26 protein-coding genes are annotated in these 23,465 nt (G+C 62.2%); 15 read left to right on the forward strand and 11 right to left on the reverse strand.

Translation table 11 applies throughout. From position 1 onward, the window contains the following. Nucleotides 1-9: 9 nt before the first annotated feature. Together recG and AAFP29_RS19710 are read right to left on the reverse strand one after the other, a co-directional pair. The gene (gene recG, locus AAFP29_RS19705; RefSeq protein ID WP_419219098.1) at nucleotides 10-2,274 is read right to left on the reverse strand and encodes an ATP-dependent DNA helicase RecG; all 2,265 of its coding nucleotides are present in this window, start codon (nucleotides 2,272-2,274) and stop codon (nucleotides 10-12) included. Further along, the gene (locus AAFP29_RS19710; RefSeq protein WP_419219416.1) at nucleotides 2,275-3,924 is read right to left on the reverse strand and encodes a DAK2 domain-containing protein; all 1,650 of its coding nucleotides are present in this window, start codon (nucleotides 3,922-3,924) and stop codon (nucleotides 2,275-2,277) included. A gap of 242 nt (nucleotides 3,925-4,166) precedes the next feature. Here AAFP29_RS19710 and rpmB point away from each other — a divergent pair, with 242 nt between their 5' ends. Beyond that, nucleotides 4,167-4,361, forward strand: a complete 195-nt coding sequence (gene rpmB, locus AAFP29_RS19715) for a 50S ribosomal protein L28 (RefSeq protein WP_007317680.1) — start codon at nucleotides 4,167-4,169, stop codon at nucleotides 4,359-4,361. An 89-nt stretch (nucleotides 4,362-4,450) separates the two neighbouring features. Beyond that, nucleotides 4,451-5,230 (forward strand): enoyl-CoA hydratase/isomerase family protein, encoded by a 780-nt coding sequence (locus tag AAFP29_RS19720; protein WP_419219099.1) that lies wholly within the window; start codon nucleotides 4,451-4,453, stop codon nucleotides 5,228-5,230. A 95-nt stretch (nucleotides 5,231-5,325) separates the two neighbouring features. On the opposite strand, the gene AAFP29_RS19725 is transcribed toward AAFP29_RS19720, so the two are convergent. The 3 genes from AAFP29_RS19725 to AAFP29_RS19735 are packed head-to-tail and all read right to left on the reverse strand — an operon-like array spanning nucleotide 5,326 to nucleotide 7,449. Then, complete coding sequence (locus tag AAFP29_RS19725; protein ID WP_419219100.1) at nucleotides 5,326-6,009, reverse strand: uracil-DNA glycosylase; 684 nt, start codon at nucleotides 6,007-6,009, stop codon at nucleotides 5,326-5,328. Next, nucleotides 6,006-6,545 carry a gamma carbonic anhydrase family protein gene (locus AAFP29_RS19730; protein ID WP_419219101.1) on the reverse strand — a complete coding sequence of 180 codons (540 nt, stop codon included), beginning with the start codon at nucleotides 6,543-6,545 and terminating at the stop codon, nucleotides 6,006-6,008. The genes AAFP29_RS19725 and AAFP29_RS19730 overlap by 4 nt, the downstream gene beginning before the upstream one ends. 58 nt (nucleotides 6,546-6,603) lie before the next feature. Then, entirely contained in the window at nucleotides 6,604-7,449 is an 846-nt protein-coding gene (locus tag AAFP29_RS19735) for an SDR family oxidoreductase (RefSeq protein WP_419219102.1), read from the reverse strand. A 152-nt stretch (nucleotides 7,450-7,601) separates the two neighbouring features. Here AAFP29_RS19735 and AAFP29_RS19740 point away from each other — a divergent pair, with 152 nt between their 5' ends. Beyond that, nucleotides 7,602-8,477 carry a helix-turn-helix domain-containing protein gene (locus tag AAFP29_RS19740; RefSeq protein ID WP_419219103.1) on the forward strand — a complete coding sequence of 292 codons (876 nt, stop codon included), beginning with the start codon at nucleotides 7,602-7,604 and terminating at the stop codon, nucleotides 8,475-8,477. 52 nt (nucleotides 8,478-8,529) lie between these two features. On the opposite strand, the gene thiL is transcribed toward AAFP29_RS19740, so the two are convergent. Further along, entirely contained in the window at nucleotides 8,530-9,543 is a 1,014-nt protein-coding gene (thiL, locus tag AAFP29_RS19745; protein WP_419219104.1) for a thiamine-phosphate kinase, read from the reverse strand. Between the two features lie 59 nt (nucleotides 9,544-9,602). Here thiL and AAFP29_RS19750 point away from each other — a divergent pair, with 59 nt between their 5' ends. Continuing rightward, entirely contained in the window at nucleotides 9,603-10,178 is a 576-nt protein-coding gene (locus AAFP29_RS19750; protein ID WP_419219105.1) for a DUF3515 domain-containing protein, read from the forward strand. Between the two features lie 152 nt (nucleotides 10,179-10,330). Further along, entirely contained in the window at nucleotides 10,331-11,305 is a 975-nt protein-coding gene (locus tag AAFP29_RS19755) for an acyl-ACP desaturase (protein ID WP_419219106.1), read from the forward strand. 49 nt (nucleotides 11,306-11,354) lie between these two features. Here the strand turns inward: AAFP29_RS19755 and AAFP29_RS19760 are convergent, their stop codons facing one another. Then, on the reverse strand, nucleotides 11,355-12,365 hold the full coding sequence (locus AAFP29_RS19760) for an NAD(P)H-dependent glycerol-3-phosphate dehydrogenase (RefSeq protein WP_419219107.1): 1,011 nt from the start codon (nucleotides 12,363-12,365) through the stop codon (nucleotides 11,355-11,357). A gap of 184 nt (nucleotides 12,366-12,549) precedes the next feature. Between AAFP29_RS19760 and cofC the strand changes: the two genes are divergently transcribed. The 3 genes from cofC to AAFP29_RS19775 are packed head-to-tail and all read left to right on the forward strand — an operon-like array spanning nucleotide 12,550 to nucleotide 16,368. Continuing rightward, nucleotides 12,550-13,212: a 2-phospho-L-lactate guanylyltransferase gene (gene cofC / locus AAFP29_RS19765; protein WP_419219108.1), complete on the forward strand. Its 663-nt coding sequence runs from the start codon at nucleotides 12,550-12,552 to the stop codon at nucleotides 13,210-13,212. A 7-nt stretch (nucleotides 13,213-13,219) separates the two neighbouring features. Then, nucleotides 13,220-15,418: an RNA degradosome polyphosphate kinase gene (locus AAFP29_RS19770; protein WP_419219109.1), complete on the forward strand. Its 2,199-nt coding sequence runs from the start codon at nucleotides 13,220-13,222 to the stop codon at nucleotides 15,416-15,418. A 26-nt stretch (nucleotides 15,419-15,444) separates the two neighbouring features. Beyond that, nucleotides 15,445-16,368, forward strand: coding sequence for an NUDIX hydrolase (locus tag AAFP29_RS19775; RefSeq protein ID WP_419219110.1), 924 nt, complete (start codon nucleotides 15,445-15,447; stop codon nucleotides 16,366-16,368). An 84-nt stretch (nucleotides 16,369-16,452) separates the two neighbouring features. On the opposite strand, the gene AAFP29_RS19780 is transcribed toward AAFP29_RS19775, so the two are convergent. The 3 genes from AAFP29_RS19780 to leuC form a co-directional block, all read right to left on the reverse strand. Beyond that, on the reverse strand, nucleotides 16,453-17,109 hold the full coding sequence (locus AAFP29_RS19780) for an HU family DNA-binding protein (RefSeq protein ID WP_419219111.1): 657 nt from the start codon (nucleotides 17,107-17,109) through the stop codon (nucleotides 16,453-16,455). Between the two features lie 168 nt (nucleotides 17,110-17,277). Beyond that, a complete protein-coding gene (leuD, locus tag AAFP29_RS19785) occupies nucleotides 17,278-17,880 on the reverse strand; it encodes a 3-isopropylmalate dehydratase small subunit (RefSeq protein ID WP_419219112.1) in 603 nt (200 codons plus the stop codon). Nucleotides 17,881-17,923: 43 nt separating this feature from the next. After that, the gene (leuC, locus tag AAFP29_RS19790; RefSeq protein WP_419219113.1) at nucleotides 17,924-19,360 is read right to left on the reverse strand and encodes a 3-isopropylmalate dehydratase large subunit; all 1,437 of its coding nucleotides are present in this window, start codon (nucleotides 19,358-19,360) and stop codon (nucleotides 17,924-17,926) included. A 114-nt stretch (nucleotides 19,361-19,474) separates the two neighbouring features. Here leuC and AAFP29_RS19795 point away from each other — a divergent pair, with 114 nt between their 5' ends. Both AAFP29_RS19795 and AAFP29_RS19800 read left to right on the forward strand, forming a co-directional pair. Further along, nucleotides 19,475-20,206, forward strand: coding sequence for an IclR family transcriptional regulator (locus AAFP29_RS19795; protein ID WP_419219114.1), 732 nt, complete (start codon nucleotides 19,475-19,477; stop codon nucleotides 20,204-20,206). A 67-nt stretch (nucleotides 20,207-20,273) separates the two neighbouring features. Next, entirely contained in the window at nucleotides 20,274-20,771 is a 498-nt protein-coding gene (locus AAFP29_RS19800; RefSeq protein ID WP_419219115.1) for a pyridoxamine 5'-phosphate oxidase family protein, read from the forward strand. Nucleotides 20,772-20,992: 221 nt separating this feature from the next. On the opposite strand, the gene AAFP29_RS19805 is transcribed toward AAFP29_RS19800, so the two are convergent. Continuing rightward, nucleotides 20,993-21,190: a tyrosine-type recombinase/integrase gene (locus tag AAFP29_RS19805; RefSeq protein WP_419219116.1), complete on the reverse strand. Its 198-nt coding sequence runs from the start codon at nucleotides 21,188-21,190 to the stop codon at nucleotides 20,993-20,995. 35 nt (nucleotides 21,191-21,225) lie between these two features. Between AAFP29_RS19805 and AAFP29_RS19810 the strand changes: the two genes are divergently transcribed. From AAFP29_RS19810 to AAFP29_RS19830, 5 genes are all read left to right on the forward strand, one after another. Beyond that, nucleotides 21,226-21,570, forward strand: a complete 345-nt coding sequence (locus tag AAFP29_RS19810; protein ID WP_419219117.1) for a hypothetical protein — start codon at nucleotides 21,226-21,228, stop codon at nucleotides 21,568-21,570. 217 nt (nucleotides 21,571-21,787) lie between these two features. Further along, the gene (locus AAFP29_RS19815; protein ID WP_419219118.1) at nucleotides 21,788-22,096 is read left to right on the forward strand and encodes a hypothetical protein; all 309 of its coding nucleotides are present in this window, start codon (nucleotides 21,788-21,790) and stop codon (nucleotides 22,094-22,096) included. Next, the gene (locus AAFP29_RS19820; protein WP_419219119.1) at nucleotides 22,093-22,659 is read left to right on the forward strand and encodes a DUF5994 family protein; all 567 of its coding nucleotides are present in this window, start codon (nucleotides 22,093-22,095) and stop codon (nucleotides 22,657-22,659) included. The genes AAFP29_RS19815 and AAFP29_RS19820 overlap by 4 nt, the downstream gene beginning before the upstream one ends. Continuing rightward, complete coding sequence (locus AAFP29_RS19825) at nucleotides 22,659-22,940, forward strand: hypothetical protein (RefSeq protein ID WP_419219120.1); 282 nt, start codon at nucleotides 22,659-22,661, stop codon at nucleotides 22,938-22,940. Before AAFP29_RS19820 ends, AAFP29_RS19825 begins: the two co-directional genes overlap by 1 nt. Before the next feature lie 69 nt (nucleotides 22,941-23,009). After that, nucleotides 23,010-23,444, forward strand: coding sequence for a DUF5994 family protein (locus tag AAFP29_RS19830; protein ID WP_419219121.1), 435 nt, complete (start codon nucleotides 23,010-23,012; stop codon nucleotides 23,442-23,444). Nucleotides 23,445-23,465: the final 21 nt, after the last annotated feature.

A 23,465-nucleotide genomic window follows, 5' to 3' on the forward strand; every position in this document is an offset into this window, starting at 1 on the left:
CGACGACACCTATGTCTTGTCCAAATACTCCAGGCGCGGGGCGAGAATGTCATCGATCAGCCGGGCCGCGCCCAAGTGATCGGCGAGCGAAAGGTCTTGCGTTACGATCTGCTCGGCCAGTTCGCGTGCATCGGAGATCACCTCGACGTCGTCGAGTAGCGACAGAAAATGGAGTGACGACGTTCCACCCGACTGTAATTCGCCGAGCACATCTCCTTCTCGACGTTGTTCCAAATCGACTCGTGCGAGTTCGAATCCATCGGTCGAACCCGCGACCGCGTTCAGCCGTTCACGTGCCTGCGAAACCTCGCCCGCACCGGAAACAAGCAAACATAGCCCCGGCCACTGCCCGCGGCCGATACGACCCCGCAACTGATGAAGCTGACTCACCCCGAAACGATCGGCATCGATGATGACCATCATGGTCGCGTTCGGTACATCGACGCCAACCTCGATCACCGTCGTAGACACCACCAAATCCAATGCGCCGGAAGTGAACTCGTCCATCACGGCAGCTTTCTCGTCCGCCGGGAGCCGCCCGTGCAAGACTCCGATTCGACAGTCGGCAAGCGGCCCGGCACTCAGCATCTGATACATATCCAGAACTGAAATCGTCTGTGGCTCCTCGTCACCGCCGGTGCGACTCTTGCCTTTGCTTTTTGCCTTACTCTCCTCGTCACCGATTCGGGAGCAGACCACATACACCTGCCGGCCCTTGTCGATCTCCTCGGCAGCGCGCGCCCACACCCGTTCCATCCAACGCTCATTGCCCAGCGGCACCACATTTGTGGTGATAGGTTGGCGACCGCGTGGCAACTCAGTGAGAACCGACGTCTCCAAATCACCGAAGACCGTCATCGCCACCGTCCGCGGGATCGGCGTTGCCGTCATCACCAGATGATGCGGCACCATCCCGTCGATTGCCTTGTTACGCAGGCTGTCCCGCTGCTCGACACCGAACCGATGCTGCTCATCGACGACCACCAGCCCGAGGTCGAAGAAATCGACGTGGTCTTCCAGCAACGCGTGAGTACCGATGACAAGACCCGCGTCGCCAGTCACGATGTCCAATAACACTTGCCGCTTGACGGCTGTCCGCATCGAGCCGGTCAGCAGAGTCACTCGGGTAGCTCCGTCGGAGCCATTCAACTCGCCCGCGCGCCCGAGATCGCCGAGCATCGAGAGAATCGTCCGATGATGCTGCGCGGCAAGTACTTCCGTCGGCGCGAGCAGCACACACTGGTGGCTGTTGTCGACCACCCGCAACATAGCCAGCAGTGCGACGAGCGTCTTACCCGAGCCAACCTCGCCCTGCAACAGTCGACTCATCGGCGATGAGCCGCCCAGATCGTCGCCGATCTCTGCGGAAACAATCTCCTGCCCCTCGGTCAGGGTGAACGGAAGTCGTTCGCGCAGAGCATCTTCCAGACCGCCGGCGACAGGTGGGCAGGGCGGTGCGGATTCGATCCGACCGACCGCGCGGCGCTGCGCCAGAACCAACTGCATCGCGAACGCCTCGTCGAACTTCAACCGCTGCCGCGCCGCTTCCACATCGGCGTCCGAGTCGGGGAGGTGCACCTTCCAGAGGGCATCGTCGAGCGTGATCAAACCGCGATCGGATCGCTGCTCATCGGAAAGTGCCTCTGGCACTTCACCTACTCGCGCCAACAGGTCGCGGATTGACGCCCAAATCTGCCAGGTCTGAACCTTTTGACTGGCCGGGTACATCGGCAGGATAGACCGATCGAGGTCGGCCAGGAATGCAGTACCGGCGTCTCCCTCGACAAGTTTCGGATCGATGCCGAGGGCTTGCGCCAACATGTCCGGGCCGGTCACCTCCTCGAAACCCACGTCACCATCGGGCAGCGGCACATGGGCGGGATGGGCCAGCTGGATCCGGTTGTTGTAGTACTTCACGGCACCCGCGAGCATAACCCTGGTGCCCGGCTTGAGCTGTTTGATCAGGTAGTTCGAGTTGAAAAAGCTGATGTCATAGGTCTGACGTTCATCTGCCACAACGACTTTCAGGAACTTCCCATGGCGCTTACGCATGGTGATGAACTCGGCCTTCGTGACCCGGCCAACGACGGTGATCCACTCACCCGGTTCGGGTAGGAGTCGGTCCTCACTTACCTGTCCCCGGCGCACGTATCGACGCGGAGCGTGTCGCAGCAGTTGCCCTACGGTGTACACGCCAAGGTCGGCGAGGCCCTGCGCGGTCGCCGGGTTGATGACCGACTGCAACGGATCGGTCAGACGGACGGGGTCAGCCACCTATTCGACTCCAACCTGCAACACCTGGTCTCGCTGGCCCGCCTCGTACACCGCGAGCTCGACGCCCGGATGACGGTCGCGCAAGTGAACGGCAAGACCATCGAGAACCGTTGCACCCGAATCGATTTCCTGGAGCCCGCCGCCGGCCAAGACCGTCATCAGTTCACCACCGGTCGCAAGGAGTAGGTCAACCAGCGCGGTCGTCGCGGCCAACGGATCCGCGCCGATGACCAGGGCGTCCGAACCGATGAACCCGAGCAGATCACCGACGTCACAGAGTCCGGCCAGGGTCATCATCCTCCGTTTGGACACCACAACCGAACCCCAGCGGGTACCCGCCGCGGCCTCGGCCATCGCGTAGGCATCGGCGTCGGGACTTTCGGTGGAGTCGTGCACCGCGAGCGCCGACAAACACTGCACCATCGACAGCGTTGGGATGAATACGACGGACCGCTGGCTGGACCGGGCTTCGGCCGCGACACTGACCAACTCTTGAGCCGGCAGCACACCATTGGCCATCACCACAACGTGCGCGGCGTCGGCGACGCGGATGGCGTCAGCGAACACACTGGCACTGACTCCGTCGTCGGCTCGCACCGTCGATGCACCGGCCTCGCTGAAAAGTTCTTCCGCGCCATCGCCTTTCACCGCGACCACCACTGCGCGCCGATGTCGGGGCGGCGGCTCGTTGCCGTCTGGTTGTGCACGCAAAGCGTCGAGCGCGAAGCAAGTTATGCGGACGTCGGCGATCTGCCCGACGACGGTGCCGGCCTCGACCGCCTTCCCCGGATCGCTGGTATGGACATGTACTGAGAAGCGCTCCCCCGAATCCGAACTATCGCCGACGATCACTACCGAGTCACCGATCTCGTTGAGATAGTCGCGGAGTCGGCCGATCCGTTCACCGGCCGAACCGTCGAGGCAATACATCACCTCGAAGTCCATCTCACTGTCCGTGCCGCAGGGCTCGTCGAAGTCGTGACCGGTCAGATCACCGCCGCCGACCAGGATGCCGCGATAGGGGCGCCGCTTGTTGGATACGCCGGTGAGCACCAGCACCATCGAGTCCAACAATGCGAGCAGTCCGCGCCCGCCGGCATCCACCACGCCGGCATGCGCGAGTTCGGCGAGCTGTTCGGGCGTGTGCTCGAGAGCTTCGGCGCTGTCATCGGCGACTGCTCGCGCCTGATCCGCCGCTGACGCCGACTGGTATTCGGCCGCGGTATGCGCGGCGACGCGCAACACGGTCAGCACGGTACCTTCGCGTGGCTCGCTCACCGCACGTACCGCCGCGAGCGATGCGAGCCGCAGCCCCGTCGACCACAGTCGATTGAAGGTTTGGTCGGCGTCGCTGGTGGCGAGATCTGCGGCGTCGGCGATGCCTACAAGCACCTGCGACAAGATGATGCCCGAGTTTCCGCGCGCGTTGGCGACCGCGGCGTCGGCGATGGCCCGCGCGACCTGGGCGACCGACGCCGACTCGTCGGCCTCCTCGGCGGATCGCGCTGCGGCGGACATGGTGTAGACCATGTTGCTGCCAGTATCGGAGTCGGGAATCGGGAAGACGTTCAGGTCGTTTATCTCACCGCGTAGTGCGGTCAGTCCGTCCGCACTCGCCCGCGCCCAATCGCGCAACAACTGCGGATTCATCGCGGCTGTGGCGGCAGATACGGGGGGCACGGGGCCGGTGGCTGGCATTAGTGACAGAGATTACCCGCCGGGTCCGACAGCGGTGGATTTGGTTCCGCTACCGTCGCCCGCTATTCTTGCAGGGTTGCCTTGTGGGGTGGTGTGTCTGCATTTGCCGACTGCCATGACGATTGCGCCGGTTTCGGCCGCGATCCATCCACGGGCCAAACAAGACCAGTTTCCAACGATTGAGGGAGTTCGATATGGCTGCCGTTTGTGACATTTGCGGCAAGGGCCCCGGCTTCGGCAAGTCGGTTTCGCACTCGCACCGGCGCACCAACCGCCGCTGGAATCCAAACATCCAGTCTGTGCGTGTCGAAGTTGCGCCCGGTAACCGCAAGCGTAAGAACGTGTGCACCTCATGCCTGAAGGCCGGCAAGACCGCCCTGAACGCCTGAGAACGCTCACCGCACAAAACATTTGAGAACCCGCTGGGCCATGACGGCCCGGCGGGTTCTTGCTATTCGGCGAGCGATAATGTCGATTCATGACTTCCCCGACTGAATTCGTGAGCCAGGCCGGCCGCGTGCTGACCATCGCTATCTCCACCGCCGACAACGGCACCTCACTCAACCGGCAGGGACTCACCGACGGAGCCGCCGCGCTGCGACAGGTTGCCCGGGGAGAACGCGACGCCGCCGCCGTCGTATTGGTTGGGCGCGGCGCAAACTTCTGCGCCGGTGGCAATGTGCGAGCTTTCGCCGCTGCCGACGATCGCGCGGTGTTTCTGCGGGATCTCGCCGACAATTTTCACGCATTCATCAACGCCCTGCACGAGTCGCGGCTGCCCGTCGTCGCGGCGGTGAAGGGCTGGGCCGCCGGTGCGGGCATGAGCGTGGTCACACATGCGACCATCGCGATCGGCGGTGCATCGACCAAGATGCGTCCCGCCTACAGCGGCATTGGGCTGAGTCCCGACGGCGGAATGACCTGGATGCTGCCCCGCATCGTCGGCGCGGCCCGCGCCCGGCACATCATCCTCACTAACAAGATCGTCGGCGCTGACGAGGGGCTTACCATCGGCCTGCTGTCGGAGATCGTCGACGATGACGCCGTGGAGACTCGCGCACAGCAGGTCGCAGCAGAACTCGCCGCCGGCCCGGCCGCCGCATTGGCCGCGACCACCGAGTTACTCCACAGCGGCTCAACCCGATCTCTGCCCGAACAGTTGATCGCCGAAGGCGCGAGCATCTCGGCACTCTCGTCACGCCCGGAGGGGATCGAGGGCGTCGACGCATTCGTGGAGAAGAGGCCGGCACGTTTCTAGCGGTGCTCGACGACTGAAAGCTGTCCCGGGGCGCCGAGCGAGGGATGTTCCCCCTCGCTAACCGCGAGTAAGCAGGCTCTAGTTACTCCCTCAGGTCAGCTAGGCAACTTCCAGTCAACCGGCTCAGCTCCCAGATCCTCCAGCGCCTCATTCGCGCGACTGAATGGTTTGGAGCCGAAGAATCCCCGCGATGCCGACAACGGCGACGGGTGTGCGGATTCGATGACTGGCACGTCGGGCAGCCAGGCTTTGAGATTCCGCGCGTCGTTACCCCAGAGGATCGCGACGAGCGGTGCAGCCTCACGCGCGACCAATGCCTTGATGGCACATTCGGTAACCGCTTCCCAACCCTTGCCACGATGCGATGCCGGGGCACCTGGCCCCACGGTGAGCACCCGGTTGAGTAGTAGGACACCGGCGTCGGCCCACGGTGTCAGGTCGCCATTGGCCGGCGTGGGATAACCGAGGTCGTCGCAGTACTCGGCGTAGATATTCACCAGCGAACGCGGAATCGGCGATACCTCGGCGGCCACTGAAAAGCTCAGTCCCACAGCATGTCCCGGCGTGGGATAAGGATCCTGCCCGACGATCAACACGCGCACGTCGTCGAATGGCTGACTGAAGGCACGCAATACATTCGCACCGGCGGGCAGATAACCGCGGCCGTCGGCGATCTCGGCTCGCAGAAACTGACCCATCTCCGCGATGACCGGCGCGACCGGTTCGAGCGCGTGCGCCCAGCCCGGATCCAGTAGTTCGGAGAGTGACTTGCCGGTCACGCGTCGGCTCCCGGTCCGTCGAGCCGACGAAGCTCGGTGCGGTAGTACTGCGCGTTCTGGTAGTACATCTCGACGTTCAGTTCAACGTGTCCGTCGGGGACTTCAAATCCGGCGCGAATCTTCGCCGGGACGCCCAAAGCCATTGCACGCGAGGGCACTTCAAATTTGAACGGAACCACCGCCCCAGCCCCGACAACCGCACCGGACCCGATCACCGAGCCGTTGAGAACCACCGATCCCGACGCGATCAGGCAATTGTCACCAATCGTCGAACCCTCGATATGCGCATTGTGACCGACCACGCAGCCAGCACCGATCGTCGTAGGATCGATTGGCGTGCAATGGATTACCGTCCCATCTTGAATATTGGTACGGGGGCCGACGGAGATCGTCCCGTAGTCGCCACGCAAGACCGCACCCGGCCACACCGAGGCGCCGTCGCCGAGCGTGACGTTGCCGATGACGGTGGCGTCGGGATGTACATATACGTCCTTACCCAAGGTCGGCTCGCGATCGCCGAGTGCATATATCGCCATGTGGGCAAGATAGCGCGCCGTCGCAACGACCGACTCGGCAACCCCGCCGATCAGCGACTCAGTTCCATTCCATCCAGAAGTCGAGTTCCAGATCGGTTTCCGTCGCAGACACCTGATATCGAGTGAAGTCGGTAATGCCGTCAGCCGCGAGCACTTCGTCGTCGATATAGCACTGGCCGGTCGCCGTCGACGCTGGCCTGGTGAGGATGGTCATAGCGGCGTCGGCGACGATGTCGACGGTGCGGCTGCGTGATACGAGGTCGGCGGATAGAACATTTCGCACCGCTGCGGTGTCGATCGTCGTGCGCGGCCACAAGGAGTTCGCGGCGATGCCGTCCTTCGCCAGTTCCGCTGCCAGGCCGATCGTCACCAGCGTCATCGAGAATTTGGAAATTGTGTATGCGGTACCGATCCCGGCGAACCACTTCGGGTCCAGAGTCAGCGGTGGCGAGAGAGTGAGGATATGCGCATTCGACGACTCCCGCAGATGCGGAATAGCCGCCTTCGACAGCATGAACGCTCCCCGCGCATTGATATCCTGCATGAGGTCGTACTTCTTCATCGAGATGTACTCGGTCGACGCCAAATCCAGGGCGCTTGCATTGTTGACGACCATGTCAATCCCACCGAAACACTCAACCGTCTGCGCGACAGCGGAATTCACCGATTCTTCGTCGCGAACGTCACCGACGATCGGCAGCGCCCGACCACCGGCCCCTTCGATTGCCTTCGCAGCGGTATAGATCGTGCCCGACAGTTTGGGATGCGGCTCGGCGGTTTTAGCGAGCAGCGCGATATTGGCACCGGCGCGTGCGGCGCGAACCGCGATGGCTTCGCCGATACCGCGACTACCGCCCGACATGATCAAGGTGCGGCCTTCCAATGAGCGATCTGGTGACGTCATCGTCACTTCCTTTCTGTCGAGGCCCGGATGGATTCCCGCGGACAAGCGAACGATCGGTCGTTGACGACTGTGCATCTAATCGCGAATACTTGTCAATACCTGCAGAAAGAATGCCAACACACGGCGCGCAGATGTTCCGTTATTCTAAACAGATGACCATTTCGGACGGCTCTGAGTCGCCGCCGGGCACTCGGGTTCGCGAGGCCCGACTCGTGCAGGGATATTCGCTGCGCGCCTTCGCGGCGATGATCGGCGTCAGCCCAGCAACACTCAGCCAGATCGAAAATGGGTACACGAAATTGAGTGTTCCGCGCCTTCAGATCATCGCGAGTCAGTTAGGGATGACCGCGGGCGAGGTCATCGACGGACGTGGCGGAAACGAAGTGCGGGCTCAACTCGGATCGAACAATGGACCCGCCACAGACTGGCGGGTCTACGATCCGCTCGAGTTTGACCCGATCCTGCTCGGCGCTCTCGACGAATTTCTCGACGTCGGCTACCACGGCACCAGCATGCGTAGGATCTCGGCGCGCTGCGGGATCTCCGTTCCCGGAATTTACGGTCACTACGCCAGCAAGCAAGACATCCTGATGACAATCCTCTCGGAGACTATGAGCGAATTGGAATGGCGTGCGGTCGCCGCAGTGGCCAACGAAGTCGATGCAAGAGGAAAGTTCTGCCGCATCGTCGAGAACCTGACGCTCTTTCACACCCACCGCCGGCAACTCGGATTCATCGGCACCAGCGAAGTGCGTTCACTGGAGCCCAATAACCGCGATTCCATTGCGGCACGCCGCAATCAGCAGCAGCTAGCCCTCGACGCCGTCGTCCTCGACGCGGTGCGGGCCGGCGTATTCCACGTCGACAATCCGGGCGACGCAGCGCGAGTGGTAGTCACGATGTGTACCTCGCTCCCGAGCTGGTGGCTCCCCGGCGGCCGACTGAATCCAGAAGATGTCGCGACCGAGTACGTTGGCTTCGCGCTGCGCCTCATGGGAGCCGCGGAGATATGCCCCGTCGAGAACTGAGATGTCATATCGCCATCTGATGTCGCCTCGGGTCATACCTGCGCGGTTCGGGTCAGAAAGACTGCCATCCCCGAAGATTCGGCTCGACGCCGTCGACGTATACCGAACCATCCCCCGGGGCCGCACGCCCGATTACCGTCCAACCCGATGGGGCGGCACCGCCGAACGCCGCCAAGAGCTGATGATCTTCACCGCCGACCAGTGCCCAGCGTCGGGCGAGATCCGGGTCCCCCAGCATCGCCGCCACCGTCGGGAGATAGTCAGGCGTCGGTACCGAATTTGACGAGACATCTAGTCGCACAGCCGAAGCCGCGGCCATCGTGATGAGTTCTTCAACCAACCCGTCGGATACGTCGGTCATCGCATGCGCACCCGCGATTGCTGCAACGGTCCCCTGACTGAGGTCCGGACTCGGCAATACGAACGCACGGACCGCGGCATCGAGTGAACGACGCTCGGTTTCTGTTGCGCGAGTGCGCAATCCATCCACACCGTGTGTTATCGCGGCGAAACCCGACGCCGCCCCGCCGAGAGGTCCGCTGAGCGCCAGTACATCACCCGGCCGCACGTTCGCCAACGTGACCGGCGCGATGTCGAGCACACCCACGCTGGTCACCGACAGCGATATCTCCGATGCCGAGACCAGGTCGCCGCCCAGTACCCGGCCACCTAGTCGGTGCGTCTGCTCGATGATCCCGTCGTTGATGCCCAACAGCAGCTCGACTGGGGTTGTCAACGGCATCGCAATGGACACCAAGACCCCGGACAATCGTGCGCCCATAGCCGCGACGTCGGCTGCGCTGGCAATCACCGACCGCGCCCCGATTTGATTCGGCGTCGACCAATCGAGCCGAAAGTGTCTGTCCTGCACCGCGGTATCGACGGTCAGTACCGTCGAACGGTTGCCCGCGAGGACGGCGGCATCGTCGCCGGTGCCGATTACGATGTCGTCGGCTACCGCGCCGGGAACAGCCGCTCCCGCGCCACGCATCGCCGCGAGCAACGCCCGTTCCCCAACGTCGGCGATCGTAGGTCTGGACTTTGGCCCGCTCGCTCCGCTCACCACGCGGCTCAGTCTAGAGGCGTCGGTCCAGCCAGCGACGACGGTCATTAAACTGGTATGCCGTGAGTGCTGATCCCGATAAACCGTCCTCCGGCGGTGCCGAACCGAGCGAACCCGCGGCGACCGGCGGATCGACGGCGCCGAGTCGGCTGCATCCGGCGTTGATTGCCACCCTGGTCGCGATCCCGATCATGGTCCTGGTGGGTTTCATCACCTTTGCCGCACTCAAGCCCGATGCCGGCTCGCCAATCGATTCCTATGCCGCGGCATCCAATACCGGCACTGATTGCGCAAAACTGATCACAGCATTGCCCTCGAGGTTCAACGGCTACGGGGATAAGTCCATCGAAGGCTCAGTGGTGCGCTGGGCGTCGTCGTCCGACGGTGAAGCTATCAGCCTGCGTTGTGGCGTCGGGCGACCCGACGGACTTGCTCCATCGTCCAAATTGCAGGTCGTACATCCGGTGCAGTGGTACATCACCGACACTATCGATGGTCGTGGTCAGGCCTACGTCGCTGTCGATCATCGCCCCTATGTCGCACTGTGGATTCCGCTCAACGCCGGCAACGCACCGATCACCGAGGTATCCGGGGTCATCGACCGTATATTGCCGCGGGCGCCGCTAGAACTCGGCTGACGCACAGCCACACTGGCAGCCGTCGCACCCGGCCGCGCACGAATGTGATGCGCGCCATACACTAGGTTGACACGGCGCATTTGGTACGTTTCGGCCGCGGGGAACCGGACGCGTGAGAACTGCGTATTGCTCTACCCGACCAAAGGCACCCGTTGACTCGTGAAATGACCGACCTACAGATCCTGACCGAGCTGGAACCAGTGGTCGAAGACAATTTGAACCGTCACCTGTCCATCGCCAAAGACTGGTACCCACACGACTACATTCCGTGGAGCGAGGGGCGCGACTACGCGGCCATGGGCGGTGAGGACTGGGATATCGAACAATCGCAGCTTTCCGAAGTCGCGCGCGTCGCGATGATCACCAACCTGCTGACCGAGGACAATCTGCCGTCCTACCACCGAACGATCGCGGAGAACTTCACCCTCGACGGTGCCTGGGGAACCTGGATCGGCCGGTGGACTGCCGAAGAGAATCGCCACGGTGTCGCTATGCGCGATTACCTGGTGGTGACCCGCGGCGTCGACCCGGTGCAGTTGGAGAACGACCGGATGGTTCACATGACCCGCGGCGTCCAGGCGCCCGACGAATTCAACGGGCCACTGGACCAGGTCGTCTACGTAACATTCCAGGAACTCGCGACTCGGGTGAGCCATCGACAAACTGGTCTCGTGTGCAACGACGATGTCGCCAATTCGATGCTCAAGCGCATCGCACAGGACGAAAACCTGCACATGATCTTCTACCGAAATCTGGCAGCCGCGTCCTTCGATCTCACGCCTGATCAGTCAATCGTGGCAGTCACCAAGATCCTCAAGAATTTCGGGATGCCGGGAACCGGTATGCCGAACTGGCGACGCAACGGCGTACTGATGGTCAAACACGGAATCTACGATCTGCGTCAACACCTCGACGAGGTCGTCCGGCCGATTTTGAAGACCTGGAAGGTTTTCGACCGTGACGACTATGGCCCTCAGGGCCGCCAGTCACTCGACGAACTCGGTGAGTACATCGAGAAACTCGAACGCGACGTCGTCAAATTCGAGGAGAGTCGGGCCCGGATCGCCGCCCGCACGCGAGCCCGTGCCGAGCGAGAAGAGGATGTCGCGACGCTCGTCGGCGGATAGTTGCGCAGTCCCCCTTAAAGCGCCGGAGAATCTGGGCCAGCGGCGCAGACTAACCCCGACCCTCGTATGTCTCGGGCTTCGTGCTGCGCCCGAGTAGCGAGCTGATCGCGTCCGACACCGAGAGTCCGTCATGGCACACGCTGTTCACCGCGGCCGTCAATGGCATATCGACGCCGTGCTTCTCTGCTAGTGCCTGTACCGACGAGCAGGATTTGACGCCCTCGGCCACTTGACCGTTGGTTGCCTCTTGCGCTTCGGCGAGAGTCGCCCCCTCACCCAGGCGGGCACCGAATGTCCTGTTGCGTGACAACGGTGACGAACACGTAGCGACCAGATCGCCGATGCCGGCCAGCCCGGCGAGCGTTTCGATCCTCGCTCCGACGGCGCCACCCAGCCGGATGGTCTCAGCCAGCCCCCGCGTGATGATGGTTGCCAGGGTGTTCTGTCCCAAACCGATACCCGACGCCATTCCGCAAGCCAGGGCAATCACGTTCTTAACCGCACCGCCAATCTCGCAGCCGATCACATCGGTATTCGTGTAGGGGCGAAAGTAGTTGGTGGAGAATGCATTCTGCAGTGTTTGCGCGCGAGCCTCGTCGATGCAGGCGATCACTGTCGCGGCCGGCTGTTGTTCGGCGACCTCACGGGCCAGGTTGGGACCGGACAGCACCGCGATCTGATCCTCGGGAAAGGCAGTCACCTCACCGATCACCTGGGTCATCCGCAATAGCGTCGACGTCTCAATACCTTTGGCGAGCGAAATCAGCGAGGCGTCGGGGTCGATGAGCGGTTTCCATTCGGCGAGATTCGGTCGCAACGACTGCGACGGGACACCGCACACCACGATGTCAGCGCCTTCGAGGGCCTCTGCCACCGACGACACCGCACGCAACCCGTCAGGTAAAGCGATTCCGGGGAGATAGCCGCTGCGATGTTCGCTGTTGATGCGCTCGGCGACCTCGGGGCGGCGGGCCCAGATACGGGTGTCGGTGCCCGCGTCGACTAGAACTTTCGCTGTCGCAGTCCCCCACGAACCCGCACCCATCACAACCGCTCGCACCTGCGACTCCTTCACACCCAGATCTCGGTTGGGCCGAGAACCGCTCCATTTGACTGGTTCAACACTATCGGTTCAGTAGTCGTCGTGGTGCCGACTCCGAGCGCATCGTGGCACCCGCGCGTAGCGTGCCCGGCGCGTAGCCGTCATGATGGACTACATGGAGACCGGGTCGCCCCATGGGCTGATGCCTGCGATCGCCGTCGTGCTGGCGGTCAAAGAGCTGACCAACGCCAAGACACGGCTCACCGAAGCCGTACCCGACCGCGAGGATCTGGTCCTCGCGATGTTCGCCGACACCGTCGACGCCGTCCGCGCCGCCGGTGTCGAACATGTCGTCGTCGTCAGTCTGGACGCCGACGTCGCCGCATGGGCTCGACGTCATCAGGTGACCCACGTCGGCGATGCTGAGCGGGACTCCTCACTCAATGCCGCATTCGCCCTCGGCGCCGAAGTCGCACGGGCGGGTGATCACGAACTATCCGCGATCGCTCTGCTGCAAGCCGACATCCCGGCACTGCGCCCCGCCGAGTTCGCTTCGGCCATCATCGCGGCGGGTCCTCATCCGCGCGCCGTGGTCGCCGATCGCGATGGCACGGGTACCACGATGCTGGTGCGGCACCCCCATGTCACCGAGATGAGTTCATTTGGTCCGGGTTCGGCAGCGGCGCACCGTACCGCTGGCGCGGTCGACCTTGACCCGCTCGGCCACAACTGGCCCGGACTACGCACCGACGTCGACACTCTCGCGGATCTGGCCGCGGCGGCCGAGCTCGGTGTCGGCGAGCACACCGCCTCGTGGATCCAAGGCCGACGCTCTGCTGTCGCACGGGCACGCGATGCGTCATGATTAACCGGTGAGTCCCGACGATGCCGCTATCCGCCCGACCGATTCGATCCCGGGGGCTCCGCCCGCGGCCACCCCGCTGCCCGATGCGTCCGCCGATCTTCCCGACGATCGCTACCTCAACCGTGAGTTGAGTTGGCTTGACTTCAATTCTCGCGTACTTGCTCTCGCCGAAGACACCTCGATGCCGCTGCTCGAACGCGCGAAGTTCCTCGCCATCTTCTCGTCCAACCTTGACGAGTTCTTCATGGTTCGCGTTGCCGGTCTCAAACGTCGCGACGAAACTGGACTCTCGGTGCGATCAGCCGACGGTTTGTCCCCGCGTGAGCAATTGCTCCGGATAGCTGGTCGCGCGCAGACCGTGGCCAACCGGCACGCCCGCGTTTTCCTGGATGCCGTCAAACCGGCGTTGGCCGACAACAATATTCACGTTGTGACGTGGGGAGATCTCAACTCGACCCAGCAGAACCGGCTCGTCCAGCACTTCACCGAACAGGTCTTTCCGGTCCTGACGCCGCTGGCCGTCGACCCGGCCCACCCCTTTCCGTATATCAGTGGTCTGTCGCTGAATATGGCTGTGACAGTTCGTGATTCGGGCGAACCTGGTGAGCATTTCGCCAGGATCAAGGTGCCCGACAATATGCCTCGCTTCGTCCGGGTGGACAAGTTGGTGCCTGGCGAGACCCACAGTCCGCTCGGGGAGGACATGCCGCCGTCGATGCGTCCGGCACTGTTCCTGCCACTCGAAGAGCTGATCGCGGCAAATCTGTCCCACCTGTTCCCAGGCATGGAAGTCGTTGAGCATCATGCGTTCCGGATCACCCGCAATGCGGACTTCGAGGTCGAAGAAGATCGGGACGAAGACCTGCTGCAGGCCCTCGAACGCGAACTGGCACGTCGCCGTTTCGGGTCTCCGGTGCGTCTGGAAGTCGCCGACGACATGAGCGAGCATATGCTCGAACTCCTGTTGCGCGAACTCGACGTCGACCCGGGCGATGTGATCGAAGTACCGGGGCTGCTTGATCTTTCATCGTTGTTCGAGATTTATGGCGTCGACCGTCCCCAGCTCAAAGAGCGTCCATTCGTTCCGGTGACTCATCCCGCGTTTGGCGAGCGGGAGACCCCCAAGAGCGTGTTTTCCACCCTGCGCGAGGGCGATGTCCTGGTGCATCACCCCTATGACTCCTTCTCTACCAGCGTTCAGCGATTCATCGAACAGGCCGCGGCAGATCCTCAGGTCCTCGCGATCAAGCAGACGCTGTACCGCACGTCCGGCGATTCACCGATCGTCGACGCTCTCGTCGACGCCGCGGGAGCGGGCAAGCAGGTTGTCGCGTTGGTGGAGATCAAGGCGAGGTTCGACGAACAGGCCAATATCAAGTGGGCCCGTCAACTCGAACAGGCAGGGGTGCACGTGGTCTACGGCCTCGTCGGACTCAAAACACACTGCAAGACATGCCTTGTCGTCCGCCGCGAAGGTTCGACGATCCGCCGCTACTGCCACATCGGTACCGGCAACTACAACCCCAAGACCGCACGTCTCTACGAAGACGTCGGCCTGTTCACCGCGGCGCCCGAAATCGGTGCCGACCTCACCGACCTGTTCAATACGTTGACCGGCTATTCGCGGAAGCAGGAGTATCGAAACCTCCTAGTAGCACCGGCTGGTATCCGGGCTGGCATCGTCGAGCGGATCAACAACGAGATCGAGCGACTCCGGGCCGGCGATACTCGCGCCCGAATTCAGTTGAAGGCAAACGCACTTGTCGATGAGGGCGTCATTGACGCGCTGTATCGAGCCTCTCAGAACGGAGTGCCGGTCGAGGTCGTGGTCCGCGGCATCTGCGCGCTGCGGCCCGGGATGCCGGGAGTCAGCGAGAACATCACCGTGCGTTCGATTCTGGGACAATTCCTGGAACATTCGCGGGTGATGCACTTTGGCGCGCAGAACGAGTACTGGATCGGTTCGGCCGACATGATGCATCGCAACCTCGATCGGCGCGTCGAAGTCATGGTGCAGGTACGCGACGAACGCCTCACCGCCGAACTGGCGGATGTCTTTGCCTCAGCGCTGGATCCGCGTACCAGATGCTGGGTTCTCAACGCAGACGGCAACTGGGCCGCATCACCGGCGGTCGGCGAGGAGGTGCGCGACCATCAGCGGGAACTAATGGCACGCCATCGCCGCCACGCCGTTGGAAACTCGTAACCTTGCGGCACTAGACTCGCGCAGCGATGACGACGAAAACATCCTCCGACGGACGGCGAATCGTATGGGCCGCCGGTGGTGTGCTGTGGCGCATCACCGGCGCTAGCCTCCAAATCGGTTTGGTGCACCGCCCACGCTACGACGACTGGACGTTACCCAAGGGGAAAGCCGAGTCAGGCGAGTCGATCTTCGCGACCGCCACTCGCGAGATCTCCGAAGAGACCGGCTTTTCCAGTGTTTTGGGCCGTCATCTGTCGACGGTGTCCTACGCGCTCAACGATCACACGACCAAGCGGGTGCACTATTGGTCGGCGCGCGCGACCGGTGGCGATTTCGTCGCCAACCGCGAGGTCGACGAATTCGATTGGTTCGACGTTGCCAAGGCGCAACGTCGCCTTACCTATCGACTGGACCGAAAGATCTTGGCACAGTTCACCAGCCTTCCTCCCGATCTGCATACATTCCTGTTGATTCGGCACGCGAAGGCCGGGCGACGCTCGCAGTATCGCGGCGATGATCGGTTGCGTCCGTTGGACAAGAACGGACGCGAGCAGGCGCAGGCACTCGTTGGCGTTCTGGAAGCCTTTGGCGCGCAGCGAGTTCATGCCGCTGACCGGGTGCGTTGCATCCAGACCGTAGCGCCATTCGCGGAGCGGGCCGGCACTGAGATCGCCGTCGAAAGGCTACTCACCGAAGAGGCGTACCGGTCCGATTCCGCTGCGGCACATGATCGATTCACCGAACTAGCCTGTGACACTTCACATGTGCGCGCTGTCTGCAGTCAGGGCAAGGTAATTCCGCCCACGATGAACTGGTGGGCTAAGCGTGACGGAGTGCGGCTGGCTGCCAATCGCAACCGTAAGGGCAGCGTCTGGGTTGTCTCCCTGGCTGAGGGTGCGATGGTAGCCGCAGATCACATCGCCTCTCCCCTGCCGTCCGCCACCGACTGACTTCAGGATCCAGCGAGGGTTCTCTGACAACACAATTCAGCCCCGACGGGGGAAGACCGTCGGGGCTGAGTTGGGCTGGTGAAACTACCGTGAGCGCTTTGCCGGCGCCTTCTTGGCAGCAGTCTTCTTGGCCGGTGCCTTCTTAGCCGGTGCGGCTTTCTTGGCAGCCGTCTTCTTAGCCGGAGCGACCTTCTTGGCTGCGGTCACCTTCTTGGCCGGTGTGGCCTTCTTGACAGCTGCCTTCTTAGCGGGCGCCGCCTTCTTAGCCGGTGCCGCCTTCTTAGCCGCGGTCACCTTCTTGGCCGGTGCCGCCTTCTTAGCCGGTGCCGCCTTCTTAGCGGGCGCCGCCTTCTTAGCCGGTGCCGCCTTCTTGGCAGCAGTCTTCTTGGCCGCAGCCTTCTTAGCCGGTGCGGCAGCAGCGGTTCCACCGCGACGTACCGCAGGCCCCGAGGCGGTCAGCTTCTGCTTCCCGGCCACGACTGCCTTGAACTGAGCACCCGGTCGGAACGCGGGTACTGACGTGGCACGCACCTTGACGGTTTCGCCGGTCCGCGGGTTGCGGGCGACACGCGGTGCGCGCTTACGTTTTTCAAATACACCAAAGCCGGTCAACGTCACCGTGTCGCCGCGGTTCACAGCCCGGACGATGGTGTCGATGACATGCTCGACGGCGTCGGTCGCAGTTTTGCGATCCGCGTCGAGCTTTTTGGTCAGCTCATCAATGAGCTCTGCCTTGTTCATGAGACCTCCGCAAGCTTCCAGCAACCCAGCGGTTGGGTTAGCTACCACAACACGGTAAACGTCAAATTTGAAAACGTCCATCTTCCACGCCAATTAGAGCGCGGCGCGTCGAAATCCCCGACGCGCCACGCGGTTACGGCATAGCGTGCCGGAAGCCTTTGAGGGAGCCTAAATTCGGGGCCCGGCTACGGTCGTCGGCTTGTATTCTGGGCGTGCGGATTCGAACTCTGAGATCGCTTCCACTTCACGCAAAGTGAGTCCGATATCGTCAAGTCCCTCAAGCAGGCGCCACCGCGTGTAATCATCAATCATGAAGGGCACCAACAAATCTCCGGCTGAGACCGTCTTATCGATGAGGCTGACTGATACCTCCAGGCCGGGCTCGGCATCCAACCGCTTCCACAGCAATTCGACGTCGGATTGCTCCACCTGGGCGGCCAGCAATCCGGCCTTGCCCGCGTTGCCCCGAAAGATGTCCGCGAACCGAGAAGAGATCACCACACGAAATCCGAAGTCCATCAACGCCCATACGGCGTGTTCGCGCGACGATCCAGTGCCAAAGTCGGGCCCGGCGACCAAAACCGAACCGGAATTCCACGGCTGGTTGTTGAGAATGAAGTCCGGATCTGAACGCCAACCGGCGAATAGTCCGTCCTCAAATCCAGTCCGTGCAACACGTTTGAGGTACACGGCGGGAATGATCTGATCGGTATCGACATTGCTGCGACGCAGCGGAACGCCGATGCCCTGATGAGTCTGGAAGGGTTCCATTGTTGAGTCCTTGAAGTGAGTGGAAAACCGTGTCAATAAGTCGTTAGGCGAGATCAGCAGGGGCGGAAAGCTTTCCGCGTACCGCAGTCGCAGCGGCCACTGCCGGCGACACCAGGTGTGTTCGACCGCCCTTGCCCTGCCTGCCCTCGAAATTGCGATTGGAGGTCGATGCGCACCGGTCGCCGGGGGCCAGCTGATCAGGGTTCATCCCAAGACACATTGAGCATCCGGCCTGTCGCCACTGTGCGCCCGCCGCGGTGAAAATCTCGCCGAGTCCCTCGGCTTCCGCCTGTGCGCGTACCCGCATCGACCCGGGCACGATAAGCATCCGCACCTCATCAGACACCTTGCGGCCCTTGAGTACATCGGCCACGACGCGAAGATCTTCGATACGACCATTGGTGCAGGAGCCGACGAATACCGTGTTCACCTCGACGTCGCGGAGCGGGGTCCCCGGCGTCAAATCCATATATTCCAACGCTTTCCGGGCCGCTAACGCATCACTGGCGTCGACTATCTGCTCGGGGTCGGGGACCGACGTGCCCAGCGGCGCGCCCTGTCCAGGGTTGGTTCCCCACGTGACAAAGGGCGTCAGCGATGACCCATCGATATGCACTTCCGCGTCGAACGCGGCACCGTCGTCGGTCCGCAGACTGTCCCAATAGGCCACCGCGGCATCCCAATCGGCCCCCTGCGGCGCGTGCGGGCGCTCACGCAGGAACTCATAGGTTACCTGGTCGGGGGCAATCATCCCGGCCCGCGCACCGGCCTCGATCGACATATTGCACATGGTCATTCGAGCTTCCATTGACAGATTCTCAATCGCGCTGCCCCGGTATTCGAGCACGTACCCCTGCCCACCACCGGTACCGATCTTCGCGATCACGGCAAGGATCAAGTCCTTACTCGACACGTCGGGCGGCAGTTCGCCGTCGACGTTGATCGCCATTGTCTTGAAGGGACGCAACGAAAGTGTCTGCGTGGCGAGCACATGCTCGACCTCCGACGTACCGATTCCCATCGCGAGGGCGCCGAACGCGCCATGGGTTGAGGTGTGACTATCACCGCATACCACGGTCATCCCTGGCTGGGTAAGGCCGAGTTGCGGACCGACAACGTGCACGATGCCCTGCTCAGCGTCACCCATCGGATGCAGTCGCACCCCGAACTCTGCACAGTTACGACGCAGGGTCTCGACCTGAGTACGCGAGGTGAGATCGGCAATCGGCTTGTCGATATCGACCGTCGGGACGTTGTGATCTTCGGTCGCGATCGTCAGGTCGGTGCGGCGTACCGGCCGACCGGCCAGTCGCAGTCCTTCGAATGCCTGCGGGCTAGTGACCTCATGAACGAGATGGAGGTCGATGTAGATCAGGTCAGGATTATGTGAACCGTTTGTGTCGGCCTCGCCGCGCACGACGACATGGTCGTCCCACACTTTCTCGGCGAGGGTGCGCGGGTGGCTGGAGCTGTTACTCATATAGATCGCACCTTGGTTATTCGTCAACGGGGCACCGGCACCAGCGGGCTGTATCCAACGAAACGCCGCGACTATCGTTTGGCATCTCACTATATGGACAGCTAGTATCGGTCTATGGGACAGACTACCGCATCGGCACCTGTGAGCGGAATCGGGGTTTTGGATAAATCCATGGCCGTCGTGCGTGCGGTCGCCGACGCCCCGCGCAATCTGACCGAATTGTGCGAGGCGACGAAATTGCCTCGAGCCACCGCACATCGGCTCGCCATCGGCCTCGAGATGCACCGCATGCTCGCCCGCGATTCTGCCGGTCGATGGATTCCCGGCCCGGCACTTGCCGAGCTCTCGGCAACCGCCACCGACCCCATCAACGAGGCCGCCCTGATGGTGCTGCCGCGGCTACGGGATATCACCGGCGAATCGGTGCAGGTCTACCGACGAGAGGGCTCCGAGCGAGTGTGCGTCGCCGCGATGGAGCCCGCGACCGGACTGCGCGATACCGTCCCGGTCGGCAGCCGCCTGCCGATGAATGCGGGCTCGGCCGCCAAGGTCTTACTGGCCTGGGCGGAGACCGCAACCCAACGAGCATTGCTGCCCGACAGCACATTTGGTGAGCGCGCCCTGGTGGAGATCCGACGTCGAGGCTGGGCGCAGAGCGCCGGCGAACGCGCGTCGGGCGTGGCCAGCGTGTCAGCCCCCGTGCGCGATGCGGACGGCGAAGTGGTGGCCGCTATTTCCGTCTCAGGTCCCATCGATCGCATCGGTCGCCGACCCGGTGCACGATGGGCGGCCGATCTCGTCGCCGCTGCTGACGCGATCCACAAGCGATTGGCAGCGCCGCACTAGGGCAGTTGAACCAAGCATTTGCTTGCCCGCCGTGTTGCCGTGGTCCACCGCTAGGTAATGTGCGGATATGGGTGCCAACCAACGCAATCAGATCGTCATGACCGACGATGAGATCATCGAATTCCTCGACCGCAGCCGAACCGCGACGCTCGCGACCACCGGTCGCGAAGGGCGGATCCACCTCGTCGCCATGTGGTACGGCGTCATCGACGGCGAACTCTGGTTCGAGACCAAAGCCAAATCTCAGAAGGCGGTGAATCTGCGCCGCAATCCGCACGTATCGGTGAGCATCGAAGACGGGCTCACCTACGACAAACTGCGTGGCGTCGCGATCGAAGGCACCGCCGAGATATTCGACGATCCCGAGCACTGCTTACTAGCCGGCATCAGCGTGTGGGAACGCTACAACGGGCCGTACTCGGAAGAATTGCGGCCGGCAGTCGAGCAGATGATGCACAAGCGAGTCGCGGTTCGCGTTGTGCCACAACGTATTCGATCGTGGGATCATCGCAAGCTCGGCCTCCCCGAACTGCCATTGGCCGGGTCGACCGCGCCCTACGTGTGAATCGTCGCGCAACCAGACAATGAAAAGGTCCCTCCCGACAAATCGGGAGGGACCTTTGCTTGTAGCCCCGACGGGATTCGAACCCGCGCTACCGCCTTGAGAGGACGAACCGAAGTAGCCGATCATAGCCTTTTCCCCTGTCTCGCAACGCACTTGACTGAGCCGCTATGAGTCAACTTGAGGGTGTTTCCGCGTACGACCACCCAAAAATCGCCCAACACTCACACGGCCTCCGAGCGCATCCGATCCGTGCTGACCGCCACTGCGTCAAGATCATCGTCGAACAGATCCGCGTACACATCGAGGGTCATCGACGCCTTGGCGTGGCCCAACATCTTCTGCACGCCAAGGACACTCACACCCGCTGAAATCGCCAGTGCCGCCGCAGTGTGCCGCAACTCGTGCGGGGTGAAGACCATGGGGAGGTTCGCCTCCTTCACCGCCTCATCGAACCATGACTCTCGCGCGTCTTCCCGCGCAGCGGATTCCCGCGACGCTCGGGCTGTTGTCGTACGCGCGGGTGCCAACTAACCTTCCGGCGTCGGGCGCTGGAACTCTGGCACCCGCTACCGCCTTCCCGACAACGGCCGAAGCAACAACGACCTACAGCACAGTCGGATCAGTTAGGCACACCGTCCGTAGTGTCACCCACCAGGTCTTCTTCTACTCGCCTGTCGACCCGCTCCCGACCGCGGGAAGTATCCCGCTGCCACACCCGCCCCGATTCCCAGAGTCGGCGTGGTCGACGTCACCCCACCACCATTTAGTCACTGACCTTGGTAGCCAACTGCTGGTCTGAACTCGGCGTAGGGTGGGGGTAGCTGGAGTGATATCTGACGGGCTTCTGTTGGCGTCTTCGGTGGTTTTCGTTCACCGTGTCAGGTGCGCGAGTCAGGCGGTCGGTGATGCTCACCACTTCTCATATTTCGTGGACTCAGTCTCAAAGTCGTCTCTATGTCGGTATGCACGAGTATCGAAAGGCGCGTCCGGGGCACTCGCCCCTACCGACGGTAATCGTGTCAGGCATTCAGGAAGAGGACTCCCGTTCGGTGCCGGGAGATCTGCTTGCCGAGTGGGATGTGTTGTTCCACAGTCGAATTGGTGGCGAACATCCTGCGGTTGGCGACTTGCTCGCGCGCCGCCGACTGCGGCGGGCGCGGCATTCACGCACGTCGATACTCGCCGAGGATTCGCATCCGGTAGTCCTGCTCGATACCGATATCGCCGAAGCAGACGCAATCATGGTGTGGCGGCAGGTTACACATGCCGCCGAAGGAGGCGGCACACTGTCTGATGTGTTGCTAGCCAGTAACCAACGACCATGACTGCCGCCAGCGATACGACACCAGTCATATTCGATCCCCCGCGCCAACTTCGTTTACGTCTAAAACCTGCTGGTTCGAGCCAAGGGGTTGTCGATGGGGCGTGGTGGCCGCACAGCCGCAACCTCGTCGATGAACTGCCGCAGTTGCTGCAGACCCTCAGTGTGCGCCTGCCTCATCTCGAACGTGTCGGCTACCGCATCCTGGAGTGGGAACGACCCACCCAACCCAAAGGAGTCTTCGGCGACTGTGTCGTGCGATTGGAAGGTTTTAATGTGTGGCCACCGGACACGCTACGTTTCGTCGCCGCTAGTGGGGTGCTGGTCCTCGCCGTCATCGCACCTCATACCAACCCTGCTGATGCGCATACCGCGATGATGGGTGCCGCTGGCCGAACCAACGTACAGTCCGCTCACGTCTTGGCCCATCGTCGGATCGATGGCGAGGGTTTGCTGCATGCCGCAGAACACGACTGGGACTCTGAAGGTGGACACGTGCCCGCCCTCCTGGCTCAAAGTGACCGGGTGGCGCGCTCCGGCCAACTGTTTTCGAACGGAACGGCCTGATGACCGAGTTGATCCCCCAACGTAGCTACCGCAACGATGATGGAACCACCGAAACATGGTGGGAACAAAGCAGTTCAGAAGTTCGCGGGGTGCAGATCGAGACGACAATCAAAACGCTTCAACGTCACGACGGAGAAGTGATCGCCGAAGATGTCACCCTACTGTTGACCGATCACAGCACACCACGCCGAATCGGCATACCTGTGGCGATCCTCGACGAGGTGATAAACGCACTACGCGAAGCACACAACGCAGTCGGCAACCTCAATACGCAACTGTAGGTGGCTGTAAGGCTACAACCTCCAGAGTGCTATCAAGAGCTCGATTTTCGAGCAGACAGGAGCGTCTTGATGACGCTGACTCCCCCGAGCAACATAACCTACGAGCCCCGCGTGGCCCTCAAGGCGCACGCAACGACTAACGACCACATCGACGGCGCGTGGTGGCCGCACAGTTCACAATTGGAATCGGAAATCCGAGACCTGATCGAGACGGTGTCAGAACGAATCAATCCTGTTGTGCGCGTTGTATTTCACGAGAACGACTGGGTTCATTCGTTGTCACGCATTCAGGTCGATAATCATCTAATTCGGCTCGATGGCTATCGCTACTGGCCATCGGGTGTCGTCAAACTCCGCGGCACCAACGACAAGCAAGCATTGACCATCATGGTCATTCCGCCCAATACGAGCACGCCCGCCGCGGCGACGATTCTCGCGGCAGCATCGAACAGGCGCGACAACTCGACCGTCGGCGAGCTCATGGAACTGACAAGCGTTCGATAAACCTTCTCGCGATGACGACGA

Source organism: Gordonia sp. CPCC 205333, assembly GCF_048537885.1.
Classification (GTDB): domain Bacteria; phylum Actinomycetota; class Actinomycetes; order Mycobacteriales; family Mycobacteriaceae; genus Gordonia.